The organism is Polaribacter sp. IC073 (genome assembly GCF_007997075.1).
Classification (GTDB): domain Bacteria; phylum Bacteroidota; class Bacteroidia; order Flavobacteriales; family Flavobacteriaceae; genus Polaribacter.
The window spans coordinates 313,771-329,879 of the sequence record NZ_VORS01000005.1; the positions used below are offsets into that span (position 1 = coordinate 313,771).

Consider the following 16,109-nt stretch of genomic DNA (forward strand, 5'->3'; position numbering starts at 1 on the left):
AATAGCAGCTGGCGCTCATTTTATAATTCTAAATTTAGGAAAAAGGATGCGAATGCCTGGGTTGCCATCAATTTCTACATCCAAAAATATGAACATTGATAATGATGGTGTTATTTGTGGATTGTCTTAAAAGGAAACCTCACAGATTTTTACAATCCGTGAGGTTTCCTTTTAAAGTCTTATGAAGGGAGTGCTATTCATTTTTTAAAATAAGCGTAATACTCAGTCTTATTTCTCCATAAGAAACGTCTTCGTTTAGTTTCTCGTAAATTGGTTTCAATTCTACCTTTCGATCCAATTTATTAAAAGCAATTCTTACTTTGTCTACAACTTCTTTGGTAACATATTTTTCCAATGTTACTTCTTTTCCTTCCGAGTACAATTGAGATAAATGTGAGAAAATAGTGGTAATTGATAAATTTCTTTTTTCGGCAATTTCTGTCGGATTGAATCCGTCTTTATACAAGTTAAAAGTTTCTTGTATTGTAGTTTTTTTTTTAGGTTTATTTGCTCCTTTAAATTTGCGAATGACAGTCATAAATTCTTCGCCATATTTTTCCATTTTATTCATTCCAACTCCCGAAATAGCTAAAAACTCATTTTCCGTTGCCGGAAGTTCACTTGCCATTAATTTTAATGTTTTATCATTAAAAATGATGTAAGCAGGCATCTTCTCTTCTTTCGAGATGGTATATCTTATTTTTTTAAGCGCTGTAAATAAATCGTTATTTGTCTCGCTTCCAATCGTTGTTTTTACTGTTTTTTCTTGTTTCTTTTTATCGTCTGAACTCGTGGGAGTTGTTAATCGTATTGTTTTTTCTCCTTTTAAAACTTCCCAACCAATTGGAGTTATTTTTAAGGCAGAATTTTCGCTGTACATTATTTCGATCAATCCTTGGTTTGCCATTTGAATTACATAATCTCTCCAATCAAAAAAAGAAATATCTTTTCCTATTCCGTATGTTTTTAGAGTGAAATACTGTTTTGTATGAATGTCTGCATTATTACTTCCTCTTAATACATTTATAAGCATTGTTATTCCGTCTTTTTCGCCCATTCTTACAATACCAGAAAGTGCTTTTTGAGTGAGAATAGTACCTTCAAAATCTTTAGGAGGATTTTCGCAAACATCACAATTGCCACAGTTCTCTGTAAGGTGTTCTCCAAAATAAGACAATAATATTTTTCTTCTACATGACTTGGCTTCTGCAAATTGAAGCATTCTATTTAATTTTTCCTTTTGCATCCCTGTATTTGCGCCATTGTCTGCAAACTGGCTATACAATACAAAATCTCTCATATTGTAGTACAACATGGTTTCTGCTGGCAATCCGTCTCTTCCTGCTCTTCCTATTTCTTGGTAATAGCCTTCAAGGTTTTTTGGTAAATTATAATGAATTACAAAACGAACATTCGATTTGTCAATCCCCATTCCGAAAGCAATGGTGGCAACAATTATTTTGGTGTCGTCATTTATAAAATCAGTTTGTGTTTTTTCTCTTTCTTCATGATTCATTCCAGCATGGTAAAAAGCTACAGAATGGCCGTCTGCTTTAAGGTAACTGGCTACTTCTTCTGTGTTTTTTCTACTCAAGCAATAAATAATACCACTTTCGTTTTTTCTTCGTTTTATAAAAGAGACAATTTCTTGTAGCTTTTTCTTTTTTTGGACTTGTCCTCGTACTTCTATGCTTAAGTTTTTTCGGTCAAAAGAAGAGATAAATAGTTTAGAGTTTGTTAAACCTAATTGTTCTTCAATATCTTTTCTAGCAGATTTGTCTGCAGTCGCAGTTAATGCCATAAAAGGTACCAATGGTAGCGAATTTCTAAAGACTTTTAACTGCGTGTATTCCGGTCTAAAATCATGCCCCCACATACTTACACAATGTGCTTCGTCAATAGCAACTAATTTTATATTTAGTGTTTTTAACCAAGTGTTGCGAACCGATATCAATTTTTCTGGAGACAAATACAATAATTGTAAATCGCCATTAATAGCCCTATTAATTACTTCGTTTTCTTCTTGTGGAGAAATAGAGCTGTTAAAAAAAGCTGCTTTTATTCCGTTTGATTTTAAGGCTTGTACTTGGTCTTTCATTAATGAAATAAGCGGAGAAACGACAAGTGTAATTCCATCAAAAACCAATGCAGGAATTTGGAAACACATCGATTTTCCACCACCAGTTGGCATCAATACAAAACTATCTTTTCCGGCTAGTGTTCGGTTGATGATTTCTTCTTGCAACGGACGAAAGGTCTCATAACCGAATACGTTTTTTAAAAAAGTGTGTGTTTGTTTCTTCAATTTATAGCAATTAAGGGGCAAAAATACGTATTGAGTCCTAGAATGGCTTCGGTATGTTTGAAAATGTTTAACAAAAAAAATCCAACTCAAAAGAGTTGGATTTTATGATGTACTAATATTTAAAACGAGATACTTTTTTTTATAATTCTAACAAACCATTTGTTTTAGTAACACCCTCAGCAGAAGCTACTAAATGTGCTTTTTCAGCATCGCTTAAATTAATTTCTACAATTTTCTCAATTCCGTTTTTACCTAAAACAACAGGAACTCCAATGCATAAATCATTTAAACCATATTCACCTTCTAATAACGTAGAACAAGGGAATATTTTCTTAGTATCACATGCAATTGCTTGCACCATACCAGAAACGGCAGCTCCAGGAGCATACCAAGCAGAAGTACCTAACAAGCCAGTTAAGGTTGCACCACCAACTTTAGTGTCTTGCATTACCTGTGCTAATCTTTCTTCAGAAATAAACTCTGAAACAGGAATAGAGTTTCTTGTTGCTAATCTTGTTAAAGGAACCATTCCTTTATCTGAATGCCCACCAATTACCATTCCGTCAACATCAGAAATAGGTGCACCTAAAGCTTCTGCTAATCTATATTTAAAACGTGCAGAATCTAAAGCTCCACCCATTCCAATAATTCTATTTTTTGGAATACCTGTCGTTTTATGAACTAAATACGTCATTGTATCCATCGGGTTAGAAACCACAATAATAATGGTGTTTGGAGAATGCTCGATTAAACTAGCAGAGACCATTTTTACAATTCCAGCATTAATTCCAATTAACTCTTCACGAGTCATTCCTGGTTTTCTTGGAATACCAGATGTAATTACACAAATGTCAGAATTTGCAGTTTTAGAATAATCGTTTGTACTTCCAGAAATTTTAGTATCAAAACCATTCAAGGAAGCCGTTTGCATTAAGTCCATTGCTTTTCCTTCTGCAAAACCTTCTTTAATGTCTAAAATAACAACTTCAGAAGCAAAATCTTTAATAGCAATGTATTCTGCGCAACTAGCACCTACTGCACCTGCACCAACAATTGTAACTTTCATATTTTTATTTTTTAATTATTTTGAATATATTCTTCGCTAAAATACGAATTTTTAGACAAGGTATTCGTTAATTTAAAGCAAAAAAAAGACATCTAAACGAGATGTCTTTTTTTTGTTGTATTTTAAATAGTATTATCTAATACTAATTGCGATGCCTAAATTTGCGGTATTATATTCTTGTAAAGTATAACTTCCAAAAATTTTAAAAAATCCTAAACTTAGTCTTGCTCCGATAGTAGATCTAAATCCACTAGCATCAAATTTTGAGTTTATCGGGTCGTTTATCTCTCTTGTTTGACCAGCATAATTTAATTCATACTTTCCTAACATTTTAAGAGTTGAGCTTCCAGAACCGTAACCTAAACCTCCATATAAATTGATGATAGGAAAGTTTAAAGAAGCAATTGCTTGAACAGTATATGAGTTTAATTTGAATTCCGCAAGACCATCGGTAACATTTACGTTTCCATTGTCTGTAATGTTATAATCAACATTCATTGTTGTGTAGGCTGCAAGCAAAGATACGTGTAATGGTGTTTTTCCTATTGGACCAAACCAATCTGTAATTTCTTTTTTTAATCCAATACCGAATAAATCCCCTTTTACATCATCAGAACCAACTTTAGGAACGAACCTTAAGCTTACTTCAAATTTAGCAGGTAAACCAACATTTAATTGAACTGCTGGTGCTGGAACTGCGCTTAGTGGTAAACTTTCTTTGACTCCTCCGGGAGCATCGAAGGTTGTGATGTAATTTACGCCACCTTCAGTAAAATTTACAGCTGTAAGTGGTGTGGTGTCTTCTGAGCCAGCAACAGTAGCAGCTGTTATAGAACCTGTGTTTATAGAAGTTAAACCAGATAAGGTAAACATTTCATCTTCTTCTGGCACTAAAGAGGCATTTAAGCCAATTGAAATATCAAAACCAAAAGGTTTGTGCACTTTTGCAGTGTGATACCAACCGTTATTCATACCATAAATTAAACCTTTCATGGCAGGATTAATATAAGCATTAATTAATTTTCCACGATCATTTTCGTCTGCCAATAGGTATCCTTCAAAACCATCTTGAGCATTTGTACTGAATGCTGAGGCTAAAACGCCTAAAAAAATTATAATTGATTTTTTCATTTTACTAAAGTTTAATTAATGATGTTTAATAAATAGTTAGGACGATATAATAGCGAATATATAAAATTATGTTAAAATAGCAGTTAAAGCAGTTTGTTTTTTACCTATAATAAGGAAAAACACCTACTTCTAGGTATTAAAAAACCCCAACGTATGGTTGGGGTTTTTTATTTTTGTTTAGATATTGCTTAAGATCTAAACATCAATTTTTGCATATTTCGCATTCTTTTCTATAAACTCTCTACGAGGTGGTACTTCGTCTCCCATTAGCATAGAGAAAACTCTATCTGCTTCTGCAGGACTATCAATTACCACTTTACGTAGCGTTCTAAACTCAGGGTTCATTGTAGTGTCCCAAAGTTGTTCTGCGTTCATTTCTCCTAGACCTTTATAACGTTGAATAGATACAGAGCCTCCCATGTTTTTTGCAATAACATCACGTTGGTCATCATCCCAAGCATATTCTCTTTTCTGTCCTTTTTTTACTAAATATAAAGGTGGTGTTGCAATGTAAATATACCCTTGCTCTACCATTTCTTTCATGTATCTAAAAAAGAACGTTAATATTAAGGTAGCAATATGCGAACCATCTACATCGGCATCACACATAATAACTACTTTATGGTATCTTACTTTAGATAAGTTTAAGGCTCTTGGGTCTTCTTCTGTACCGATAGAAACACCTAAGGCAGTAAACATGTTTTTGATCTCTTCGTTTTCAAAAACTTTGTGTTGCATTGCTTTTTCAACATTCAATATTTTACCACGTAGTGGAAGAATTGCTTGAAAGTTACGGTCTCTACCTTGCTTTGCTGTTCCACCTGCTGAATCTCCCTCAACTAAGAAAATTTCACATTGAGCAGGGTCCGTTTCTGAACAATCAGATAATTTCCCAGGCAAACCACCAATAGACATTACCGTTTTACGTTGTACCATTTCTCTGGCTTTACGTGCTGCGTGTCTTGCGGTTGCTGCTAAAATTACTTTTTGAACAATTATTTTAGCATCGTTAGGGTTTTCTTCTAAATAGTCTGTTAACATTTCTGAAACTGCTTGCGATACTGCAGCAGAAACTTCTCTGTTTCCTAACTTGGTTTTCGTTTGCCCTTCAAATTGTGGTTCTTGTACTTTTACAGAAATAATGGCTGTTAATCCTTCACGGAAATCATCACCAGCAATTTCAAATTTTACGTTTTTTAGCAATCCAGATTCATCTGCATATTTTTTTAAGGTATGTGTTAAACCTCTTCTAAAACCAGATAAATGGGTTCCTCCTTCGTGCGTGTTGATATTGTTTACATACGAATGTAAGTTTTCTGCATACGAAGTATTGTACACCATGGCAACTTCAACAGGAATTCCATTTTTTTCACCTTCCATAGAAATTACCTGCGACGTTAATTGCTCACGCGTAGAATCTAAATATTTTATAAATTCTGGTAAACCTTCATCACTATGAAAAACTTCAGAAATAAAATTCCCTTCGTCATCAGTGTTGCGTTTATCTGTTAAAGTAATTGTAATTCCTTTATTTAAGAAAGACAATTCACGCATACGCGTTGCTAAGGTATCGTAATTGAATTCTGTAGTTTGTTTAAAGATTGTTTTGTCTGGTAAGAAAGTAACAATAGTACCTGTAAAATCACTTTCTCCTATTGTTTTAACAGGGTATAAAGCTTTTCCTTCAGAATATTCTTGTTGCCAAACTTTTCCTTCTTTATGAACGGTTGCTGTTAAAAGCTCTGAAAGTGCATTTACACAAGAAACTCCAACGCCGTGTAAACCACCAGAAACTTTATAAGAGTCTTTGTCGAATTTACCACCAGCGCCAATCTTTGTCATTACTACTTGTAAAGCAGAAACGCCTTCTTTCTCGTGGATTCCTACAGGAATTCCACGTCCGTTATCTTTTGTTGTAACAGAGTTGTTTTCATTAATAGTCACATCAATGGTATCACAATAACCACCCATTGCTTCATCAATAGAGTTGTCTACAACTTCATAGACCAAATGGTGTAAACCACGCGTACCAACATCTCCAATATACATTGATGGACGCATTCTTACATGTTCCATTCCTTCCAATGCCTGAATACTGGAAGCATCATAACTATATGTTTTTTTTTCTTCGCTCATTATAAAAGTGAATTATTAGTTTTTAGGTTGATAAAACTCGTCTGTTAAAAACGAATTTAATAAACTCAAATCTACGACTTTTAAAGGCTATTTAAAAGCTTTTTAGTGGTTTTAGCTTATAATTATCAACATTTGTTGATTTCTTAAAAGTGTCTTAAATCGCTTAAAAATGATTTTATATGGAATTTTAATGTTCATTAATATGGGGTTAGGCTTTGATATTTTAAAAATGGCTTAAAAGTTTTATTTTAGATATTCGAATTTCTTTTATATCATTAAAATACCGCTAGTTTTAACTTGTTGTTTCAGTAATTTAATAAAAAAAATAGTTTTTGTAGTTTTAAGGATGATCGATCTTAAATTTATTGATGGCTTTTTAGCCTTATTTTACAATATCACTAATTAAATATCAATATTTTACAGATACTTCAACAGTGCTATAAAATCATAAAAAAGAGGTTTTTGAACCATTTTTTCTATATATATTTGTGCATACAGAAAATAACATGACAATTAATAATAACAATCGTAATTTCAATAATTCTAATTTTTAGAACGGAAGGTTGTTGTTTAAAAATATATAAAGCCTTCCAAATTTTTGGAAGGCTTTTTTTGAATTAAAGGTAAATGTTTTGATGCAGCGTCATCAAAGTATTTAAGAAAGAAATAATTATACTATTTCTAGATAGCGTATCGGGATATAAAACAAAAGATTCTGCTGAAAAAGCGGGATTAGTTCAACGAATAATTTTGAATTCATAGCTTCGCTATTTTCAAAATAGAGTTTCACTAAAATTTAAAGACATGAGTAAAATAATGACAGTAGACATTTTGTCTAGTATTAAAGGAGCAAAACCATCGGAATCGGTGAATAAATTATTTGATGTAATTAAAAATGCCAATCAGAATAATAATGCTACAAATACGGTTCATAATAATGTGGTGTCTTTAGATGATTTAAGAGAAGATGTAATTGTGGAAAGTTCATCCTTAGAAAAAGAAATTATCAGAGAAAACTTTCCAAGAGAAAAAAACGGATTTTTAGTGGTTGCTAAAGTGATAGAAGATTAATATGGAGTCGCAGATAAAAAAGATACATCAACAATTGATGTCTAAAGAAATTACTTGCACAAGTTTGGTGCAAGAAAAGTTAGGTCTATTAAAACAAAATACGCACAATACTGTAAATTCTTTATTAGCCGAAACTGCTTTGGCATTGGCTAAAAAAGTAGATGCAAAAATAGAAAATGGTGAAGAAATTGGTTTGTTAGAAGGAATTCCTTTCGGAATTAAAGATGTGTACATGGTACAAGGAACGTATACCACTGCAAGTTCTAACTTGCTAAAAAAATACAAAGCGGCGTATACGGCAACTTCTATTCAGAAATTGTTAGATGCAGGCGCTATTCCTTTAGTAAAAGAAAATTGTGATGCTTTCGGACATGGTTCTTCTTCTGAAAACACCATTTTCGGCGCCGTAAAAAATGCTATAAATTCAGAATTAGTTGGTGGAGGTTCTAGTGGCGGTTCTGCGGTAAACGTTGCAAAAGACTATACTGTTTTTTCAATTGGTGGAGACACAGGAGGTTCTATTCGCCAACCCGCAGGTTACAATAAAGTATACGGATTTAAACCAACGTATGGTAGAATTTCTAGATACGGTTTAATGGCGTACGCATCTTCTACAGATTGTGTTGGGCCCATTGCAAAATCTATTGAAGACATTCGGATTGTCTTAAATGTGATGAGCGGAAAAGATGTAAGAGATCAAACTAGTTATGTTTCTGAGGTAGTTTCTGAAGACCTACATACATCCAAAGTAAAAACGGTTGGGTATTATACCAATTTTATTGAAAGTGACGCAATAAGCAAAGAAATTAAAGCCGATTTCTTATCAACTTTAGAAAAAATAAAAGCCAAAGGAATTAAAGTAAAAGCATTAGATTTCTTTAATGCGGATGTATTGGTTTCTACGTACTACACGCTGGCAATGGCAGAAACGGCTTCTAATTTATCGAGATTAGACGGTACAAATTACGGTGATAGAGTAGAAGGGAAGAATTTAAAAGACACGTATGCTATTACACGATCAGAAAAGTTTTCTGAAGAAACCAAAAGAAGAATTGTTGGTGGAAACCAAGTATTATCACAAGGTTTTTCTGATGAAATTTACTTAAAAGCACAAAATTTAAGAAATCAAATTTCTGCAAGATTTAGTGAAGACTTTGAAACTGTAGATGTAGTTTTATCTCCAGTAACACCTGCAAATCCACCAAAAATTGGCGAGAGTTTAAATGATCCTTTGGCAATGTATTTGTCAGATGCATATACGGTAGGTTTTAGTTTGGGAGCATTACCTACGTTAACCATTCCTAAAGGAACTTCAACAGGATTACAAATTACAGCAGGCAAGAAAAAAGATGCGGAAGTTTTACAGTTTTCTAACTTCTTAAACGATATTTTATAATGGAACAAGCGCACTTAAATGAAGCTTTAAAAGCTCACGATTTAGAATTGATTATCGGTATAGAAACGCACGTTCGTTTAAATACTAAATCCAAATTATTTTGTTCTTGCCCTAATGAAGAAACGGAAGTTCCGAATACAAATATTTGTTCGGTTTGTACAGGACAAATGGGGGTTTTACCAGCTATAAATAAAGAAGCAATTACAAAAGCTATTTATTTTGGGAAAGCAGTAAACTCTACCTTTTCTAACGAGGTTACTTCTTGGGATCGTAAGCATTATGAATACCCAGACAATCCGAAGAATATACAAATAACACAGTTTCACAATCCTGTAATTCCAGATGGTAACGTTTCTTGTTATAGAAATGACGGATCTGAATTTACAGTAAGTTTAACGCAAACGCATATCGAAGAAGATGCTGCGAAATTAATGCACGAGAAGAAAATTTCTTTGGTAGATTTTAATAAAGCAGGGGTTCCATTAATAGAAATTGTAACAGACCCTTGTATTCGTAATATTGAAGATGCATCAACGTATGCACAATATATTCAGAGAATTGTTCAGAATTTAGGTATTTCTGAAGCAAATTTAGAAAAAGGAGAGTTTAAGTCTGATGTTTCAGTTTCCTTAAGAAAAATAGGAACAACCGATTTAAACCCAAGAACAGAAATTAAAAACTTAAATTCTTTTAAGTTTATGGTGGAAGCTTTAAAGGAGGAAATTGAAAAGCAATTAAACTACTTTATAGAGCACAAAGATTTTAGACCAGACCAAACAACGGTTTTATGGGATGCCGATTTAAAGCAAACCAAAACCATGCGAAAAAAGGAATTTGAAGCAGATTATCGCTTTATTTCTGAACCAGATTTGCCTTTTGTATCTATAAAAGAGGTTGTGGAAGGGATTAAAATAGATACCAGTGCATTGCCTTATGCAGTAGAAACGGTGTTGATAAAAGGGGGTGTTTTACCACAAGATGCCAAGTTTTTTACTGCGGATGCCATTCGTTCTAAAACATTTATGACACTGAATGATGCAATTCAAGATCCGTCTTTTGTTGCAAAAACATTGGTAAATAATATGGGTGCAGATGCCTATGAAAACATTCATCAAATTAACGATTTAGTTGAAATATTTCATTTGTTTAAAGCGGATAAAATTACGTCTGTTTTAGTCCAAAACGGAATCACATCTTACTTAAAAGATGCTAATTTCGATTATAAAAAGTATTTTGATGAGAATACCATTTCAGAAGATAAAATTACTGCAGCAATCGCAAAAGTAGTTTTAGAAAATGAAGTAATTGCAACAGATATTAAAAACGGAAACCAAGGAAAAGCAGGTATTCTTGTTGGTAAAGTAATTGCAATAATTGGTAAAGGAGCTTCAGGAAAAGTAATTCGTACTGGGATTATAGAGCAACTTTCTGGAAAAGAAACAAGAGACAAGAAACAAGAAACAGGAAATGAAACATTGGAAACTAGCAATAAAAAACTAGAAACCAATAACCAAGAAGAAGAATTAGCGCAAGTTCCAATCATCATAAAAGAAGAATACAGAACACATAAAATTTCTCAATTAACAGCAGCATCAATTAACGAGAAAGTAACCTTATCTGGTTGGGTTTCTAGTGTTAGAGATCATGGTGAATTAATGTTTATCGACTTAAGAGATTCTAGTACTCAAATTTTTCAAGTCCGTTTAAGTAGCCAGTCGTTTCCTAATTTAGATGAATTGGTCAAGTTAAAAACGGAATCTGTAATTTCTGTAACTGGTATTGTTGTTCAACGTAATGAAGATGATTACAATGCAGGTTTAAGAACGGGTAAGTTAGAGTTAGAAACATCAGAATTAGAAATACTAAACCTTTCTAAAACGTTGCCTTTTGAAATTAAAAGAGCTGCAAAAAGTAATGAGAAAGTCCGTTTCGAATACAAATTTTTAGACCATAGAAATGATGAGGTTCGCAGCGCAATTGTAAACAGACACAAAGTAATTAAATTACTACGTGATATTTTAGATGAAGAAGAGTTTTTAGAAATAGAAACACCAATTTTAACTGCAGGAACAGACGAAGGAGCAAGAGAGTTTATTGTACCTACAAGAAAACAATCTGGTTTATTTTATACATTACCACAAGCGCCACAACAATTTAAACAAATGTTAATGGTGGGTGGTTTTGAAAAGTATTTTCAAATAGCACGTTGTTTTAGAGACGAAGACTCTCGTGGAGACAGACAGCCAGAATTTACACAATTAGATATTGAAATGGCGTACGCAAGTATGCAGCAAATCATCGATTTAAACACTAAAATGTTTAATGAAGTAGTGCGTAAAATCTATGGAAAAAAATGGATTTTACACCCTTTTGAAGTGATTACCTATAAAAACGCGATGGATAAATATGGTTGTGATCGACCAGATTTACGTTACGGTTTGCAAATGCAAGATATTACGGGCATTGTAAAAGATACCACTTTTCAGGTTTTTAGCAAGCCAATTGATGAAGGCGGAATTGTAAAATGTATCAAGGTTTCTGCGAAAGAACAAGGAAACAAAAGAGCTTCTAAAGGTCAGATTGAAAATTTAACAGCTATTGCACAACAAAATGGTTTAGGTGGTTTGGCGTATATTATTGTAAATGAAAACGATTTACAATCGCCAATTATTAAGTTTTTAGGAGAAGAAATTGCAGCAAATATTATAAAAGCAACAGATGCTCAAGTTGGTGATATCGTATTTTTCTCAGCAGCAGATTATGCTACCGCAAATAAAGCTTTAGATGCTGTTCGTCAAGAAATGGGACGTATCTTTAAGTTGATTAATCCGAAAGAATTAAGACCAGCGTGGGTAGTAGATTTTCCAATGTTTGAAAAAACAGACGAAGGAAGATGGACGTTTACACACAACCCTTTTTCTATGCCAGCAATTTACGATTTAGACAAGCATATGAATGGTGAAGGAGAGGAAATAGGAACAATTATCGCCCAACAATACGATTTAATCTTAAACGGTTATGAGATTGGTGGAGGTTCTGTTCGTGCACACAAATCAGAGATTTTAGAAGCAACCTATAAAAATATGGGGTATAATAAAGACGAAATGATGAAAAGTGTGGGAACGATGTATAAAGCTTTCCAATACGGAGCGCCACCGCACGGGGGAATTGCTTGGGGAGTAGATCGTTTAATGATGATTTTAGAAAAGAAAGCATCTATTAGAGAAGTCATGGCGTTTCCTAAAACGGGTTCTTCTGAAGATCTATTATTTAATGCGCCTTCTATTTTATCAGATAAGAAAGTGGAAGAGATGAATGTTCGGATTATTAGAAAGTAATTTTTAAAGAATTCTTAAAAATATAAAAATCTCGCGAAAGCGAGATTTTTTTTGTTTTTATTAAAAATGAGTACTAATAAAATATTCGTGTAAGCGTTTTTGTATAAGATTAGTTGTATGCTTTAAGCAATGAAGTTCGTAAATAAAGCAAGAGCTCAGAAAGTTTGTTTTAGATTTTCGTAAGTAAGCTAAAAGGCAGCAATTAATTATACACACTGCTGGCATTAGTTTTAATTTATTTTCTAGCTGCTTTAAACTCACTGCTATCATACCATTTTGGAAAATAATCTTCATTAGATAATTTCAAACCTACATTAAAAAACAGCTGAAGGTCTAGTCTAATACCACTCAATTCAAAGGTTTTAGCATCGTAATTATCTGCTACCTGATGGTATTTAAATTTTTCATAATAATCTTTATAGGCTTTAATTTCTTCAATGCTATTATCAAATCCTTCATAAGTACCGCTAGCGTACAAAGCAGGGATTCCAAGTTTAGCAAAATTAAAGTGGTCTGATCTGAAGAAATAGCCTTTTTCTGCCACTGGATCTGGAATGATATATCTATTTTGTTCTTCGGCTGCTACTTTGGCATATTCATCCATTTCAGACTGACCATAACCTGTAATAGTTAGATCTTTCATTTGTCCTAGACTAAAAATTGCATCCATATTTATATTGGCAACCGTTTTTTCTGGATCGAATATAGGGTATGCAGCATAATAGGCAGAGCCTAACAAGCCTTGTTCTTCTCCAGTTAACGCGATAAATACAATAGATCGCTTTGTAGGTTTACTTTTCTTAAACGTTTCTGCTATCGCTAATAAACCAGCTGTTCCTGTAGCATTATCTACAGCTCCATTGTAAATAGAATCACCTTCTATGGGTTTGCCTACGCCTAAATGATCCCAATGTGCAGAATAGATGATGAATTCATCCTTTTGATCGGTACCCGGTATCATGGCCACTACATCTTTAGAAACGTCTTTTTTAATTTCATTCTCAATACCAACTGAAACTCTTAAATTTAGAGGAATAGGTTGAAAATCTTTATCGTGTGCAATCGTTTTATAATCTTGTGCTTTCATGGCTGATTGCTCAAATATTTTTTGGGCACTTTCATTACTTATCCAAGATTCTACGGCTAAAAGAGGTGCATCACTTTCAATGACCAATCTAGCACCACTCCAGCTAGATTCTACCACATTCCAGCCATAAGAAGCTGGTTCTGTTTCATGAATGATAATTACTCCAGCTGCACCTTGTCTTGCTGCTTCTTCATATTTGTACGTCCAACGGCCATAATAAGTCATTGCGTTGCCTTTAAACAATGTTGAATCTGCAGATTTAAAGCCCGGGTCATTGATTAAAACAACGGCTGTTTTTCCTTTCCAGTCGATGCCCTCATAATCATTCCACCCATATTCGGGAGCAACAATCCCATAACCAGCAAACACAAGTTCGGAGTTTTCAAGACTTACTTTTGGGACTGTTTTATTTGTGGTGGCTACAAAATCTTTTAAGTAAGCTAAATTAAAACTTTTATTTTTGCTGCTAATCGTCATGTTTTCAGAAGGAGTTCCTGTGATTTCTACCATTGGAACATCTTGAAAAAAACGATCACCATTTCCTGGTAAAAGTCCGAGTTTCTCAAACTCATTTTTTAAATAATTCACGGTTTTTACTTCTCCTTCAGTAAATGGTTTTCTTCCTAGAAATTCATCTGATGCTAGCCTTTCAATGTGATTTCCAATAGTTGTTTGATCTACTTCTACGGTGTTTTCGTTGAATTCCTTGTTACTTTTACAACTGCTAAAGAGTACTGTTAGTACCACTAAAATTTTCAAATAATTTTTTATCATTGGTATTATAAATTGAATATACGATTTAATTATTGCAAGGTTTTTGTATAACCTTAGTTGTGTGTTTTAAGTAGTGAAGTTACTAAATAAATTACGGAACAAGAAAGTCCGTTTAGACTTTCGTAAGTAAGCCATTTGCAGAAATTAATTTCATACGGTGTTAACAACCAGTATTACTCGGATTTAAGCCCTAATTCAATAGCTTTTTTTTCATCTTTTTTCATCTTTCGTTTATATATTTCTTCCCAAAGCTTAATGATGTCTTTTTTGCTTTTAATTCCTAAGTTTTTTACAGCATATGTCCAAGTTGCAACCGAATAGAGATAGGCTTTATGTTGAGCATTTTTCGCCCCATAACCAACATACAATTTACTGAAGTCTAGTTTTCCCCCAATAGTTTCTTTCCTAATATATTCTTTAGGGTTTTCAGTTTTTTCTTTTTCTTCAATTTTTGAATTCGAAGTGGAGTCTTTTTTGACTTCAGATTGACTAAAGGTTACATGAACGATTAAAAATAAAATAATAAATAATAAACTCTTAAATTTCATTCTTTCAGTTTTTATTGCAACTAACGTTGTTGTGAAATGAAGTTTGCAAAAATGCAACTGCCTTTAGTTAAGCACTAATTTAGCATTTTTTTTTACAAGGTGTTAGCCAACGTTTTTTATTTTTCCATTTATTTCTTTCGCAATTAACTCCGCTGAATTTTTCAAACTCGGTTTAAAATACTTGATAATAATTCTGAATATTTTCAGTCCTAAAAAAGTCATTCCGAAAATTACTATTGGTACTAAATAATGTAAAAAGTCAGTTGATTTATTAGATGCGATAATTATTAATACGATAGTTAAAAATATGATTAGAAAAGTATTCTCAATAGTTGAATAATTTGGACTTGTATCTGATATAGTCATACTTATAAATGTCTTTTCTTTTTCTTTAAAAACTTTTCCTTTTACAGTTATGTTCACATTATAATTTGTGGAACCAAAAAAAGTGTCATTATTCATTGAGCCAATAAATTTTCCTTTAAGAGAACTATTTGATTCACGAAACATTTTCTTAATTATATCGCGAACTTTCTTTATTTCAAATTCAGTTTCAATATTATATTTTTCTAAATATTCAGACATATTATTGATTTGAGTGAGTTCAAATGTTGCCAATGTTTTTGTATAAGGCTAGTTGCGTGTTTAAGTAGTAAATTTCGTAAATAAAACACAGATAGAAAGTCCACGAGAATTTTCGTAAGTAGGCTAGAACTAGCAATAAATTATATACGGCTTTCGTTGTTCTTTATGTTCAATTAATCTTCAATTTTTTGGTCAATTTCCGAAATTATTTTTTTTGTCTTTTCTAACAACATCGTTCTTCCTTCATTAACTACGGTAAGAGCAAATATTTTCGAAGTTAGAACAGCATTTAAATCTATTTTCAGTTTGTTTTCATTAGTTTGTTGCCAAAAAGAATCCATAATTTTTCCATTAATTGCATTAAAAGGACTGTTCAGAGGATAATTTTGGATATAATTCTTACCAACATCTGCAGCAATTTTTAAATTAAAATCAACTAATTTCAGAATGGTCAACTGGTATGAGTTTTGTTCTTGTATTTTTTTCGCGAAATCTCTATCAAGTAAATCCAAATTACCAGTGGCAATAATAGCATTGAAAGTGGAGTGTCTACATTTGATGTGACGATTTTTACGAGGTTATAAATTTTATATTTGACTTATGGTAAAAAAGTATGACAATGAATTTAAAGTTATGATTGTAGAACTGTTAAATTCGGGCATTAAGACAAAA

General features: G+C 32.8%; 12 protein-coding genes. 4 read left to right on the forward strand and 8 right to left on the reverse strand.

Translation table 11 applies throughout. From position 1 onward, the window contains the following. Nucleotides 1-52: 52 nt before the first annotated feature. Nucleotides 53-130: a hypothetical protein gene (locus ES045_RS16860; protein ID WP_410524641.1), complete on the forward strand. Its 78-nt coding sequence runs from the start codon at nt 53-55 to the stop codon at nt 128-130. A gap of 63 nt (nt 131-193) precedes the next feature. On the opposite strand, the gene recQ is transcribed toward ES045_RS16860, so the two are convergent. From recQ to gyrB, 4 genes are all read right to left on the reverse strand, one after another. Beyond that, nucleotides 194-2,305, reverse strand: coding sequence for a DNA helicase RecQ (gene recQ, locus ES045_RS09690; RefSeq protein WP_147115898.1), 2,112 nt, complete (start codon nt 2,303-2,305; stop codon nt 194-196). A gap of 139 nt (nt 2,306-2,444) precedes the next feature. Then, on the reverse strand, nt 2,445-3,371 hold the full coding sequence (mdh, locus tag ES045_RS09695; RefSeq protein ID WP_147115901.1) for a malate dehydrogenase: 927 nt from the start codon (nt 3,369-3,371) through the stop codon (nt 2,445-2,447). A gap of 132 nt (nt 3,372-3,503) precedes the next feature. Further along, a complete protein-coding gene (locus tag ES045_RS09700; protein ID WP_147115904.1) occupies nt 3,504-4,502 on the reverse strand; it encodes a DUF6588 family protein in 999 nt (332 codons plus the stop codon). Between the two features lie 195 nt (nt 4,503-4,697). Continuing rightward, nucleotides 4,698-6,638, reverse strand: a complete 1,941-nt coding sequence (gyrB, locus tag ES045_RS09705; protein ID WP_147115907.1) for a DNA topoisomerase (ATP-hydrolyzing) subunit B — start codon at nt 6,636-6,638, stop codon at nt 4,698-4,700. Between the two features lie 804 nt (nt 6,639-7,442). Between gyrB and ES045_RS09710 the strand changes: the two genes are divergently transcribed. Genes ES045_RS09710 through gatB/aspS form a run of 3 tightly spaced genes read left to right on the forward strand, consistent with a single transcriptional unit; the run spans nt 7,443 to nt 12,443 of the window. Beyond that, nucleotides 7,443-7,709 (forward strand): hypothetical protein, encoded by a 267-nt coding sequence (locus ES045_RS09710; RefSeq protein ID WP_189663071.1) that lies wholly within the window; start codon nt 7,443-7,445, stop codon nt 7,707-7,709. Between the two features lies 1 nt (nt 7,710). After that, nucleotides 7,711-9,105 carry an amidase family protein gene (locus ES045_RS09715; RefSeq protein ID WP_147115909.1) on the forward strand — a complete coding sequence of 465 codons (1,395 nt, stop codon included), beginning with the start codon at nt 7,711-7,713 and terminating at the stop codon, nt 9,103-9,105. Further along, entirely contained in the window at nt 9,105-12,443 is a 3,339-nt protein-coding gene (gene gatB/aspS, locus ES045_RS09720; protein ID WP_147115911.1) for a bifunctional amidotransferase subunit GatB/aspartate--tRNA ligase AspS, read from the forward strand. The genes ES045_RS09715 and gatB/aspS overlap by 1 nt, the downstream gene beginning before the upstream one ends. Nucleotides 12,444-12,678: 235 nt before the next feature. On the opposite strand, the gene ES045_RS09725 is transcribed toward gatB/aspS, so the two are convergent. From ES045_RS09725 to ES045_RS09740, 4 genes are all read right to left on the reverse strand, one after another. Continuing rightward, a complete protein-coding gene (locus tag ES045_RS09725; protein WP_147115914.1) occupies nt 12,679-14,304 on the reverse strand; it encodes a M28 family metallopeptidase in 1,626 nt (541 codons plus the stop codon). 173 nt (nt 14,305-14,477) lie between these two features. Beyond that, complete coding sequence (locus ES045_RS09730; RefSeq protein ID WP_147115917.1) at nt 14,478-14,852, reverse strand: hypothetical protein; 375 nt, start codon at nt 14,850-14,852, stop codon at nt 14,478-14,480. Nucleotides 14,853-14,954: 102 nt separating this feature from the next. Then, nucleotides 14,955-15,470 carry a hypothetical protein gene (locus tag ES045_RS09735; RefSeq protein ID WP_147115919.1) on the reverse strand — a complete coding sequence of 172 codons (516 nt, stop codon included), beginning with the start codon at nt 15,468-15,470 and terminating at the stop codon, nt 14,955-14,957. A gap of 140 nt (nt 15,471-15,610) precedes the next feature. Further along, a complete protein-coding gene (locus tag ES045_RS09740) occupies nt 15,611-15,892 on the reverse strand; it encodes a hypothetical protein (protein ID WP_147115921.1) in 282 nt (93 codons plus the stop codon). Nucleotides 15,893-16,109: the final 217 nt, after the last annotated feature.

Bases quoted from the DNA above. Each gene is read 5' to 3' on its own strand.
- ES045_RS16860 (WP_410524641.1), top strand. From the start codon at position 53: ATGCCTGGGTTGCCATCAATTTCTACATCCAAAAATATGAACATTGAT.
- mdh (WP_147115901.1), bottom strand. From the start codon at position 3,371: ATGAAAGTTACAATTGTTGGTGCAGGTGCAGTAGGTGCTAGTTGCGCA.
- ES045_RS09700 (WP_147115904.1), bottom strand. From the start codon at position 4,502: ATGAAAAAATCAATTATAATTTTTTTAGGCGTTTTAGCCTCAGCATTC.
- gyrB (WP_147115907.1), bottom strand. From the start codon at position 6,638: ATGAGCGAAGAAAAAAAAACATATAGTTATGATGCTTCCAGTATTCAG.
- ES045_RS09710 (WP_189663071.1), top strand. From the start codon at position 7,443: ATGAGTAAAATAATGACAGTAGACATTTTGTCTAGTATTAAAGGAGCA.
- ES045_RS09715 (WP_147115909.1), top strand. From the start codon at position 7,711: ATGGAGTCGCAGATAAAAAAGATACATCAACAATTGATGTCTAAAGAA.
- gatB/aspS (WP_147115911.1), top strand. From the start codon at position 9,105: ATGGAACAAGCGCACTTAAATGAAGCTTTAAAAGCTCACGATTTAGAA.
- ES045_RS09725 (WP_147115914.1), bottom strand. From the start codon at position 14,304: ATGATAAAAAATTATTTGAAAATTTTAGTGGTACTAACAGTACTCTTT.
- ES045_RS09730 (WP_147115917.1), bottom strand. From the start codon at position 14,852: ATGAAATTTAAGAGTTTATTATTTATTATTTTATTTTTAATCGTTCAT.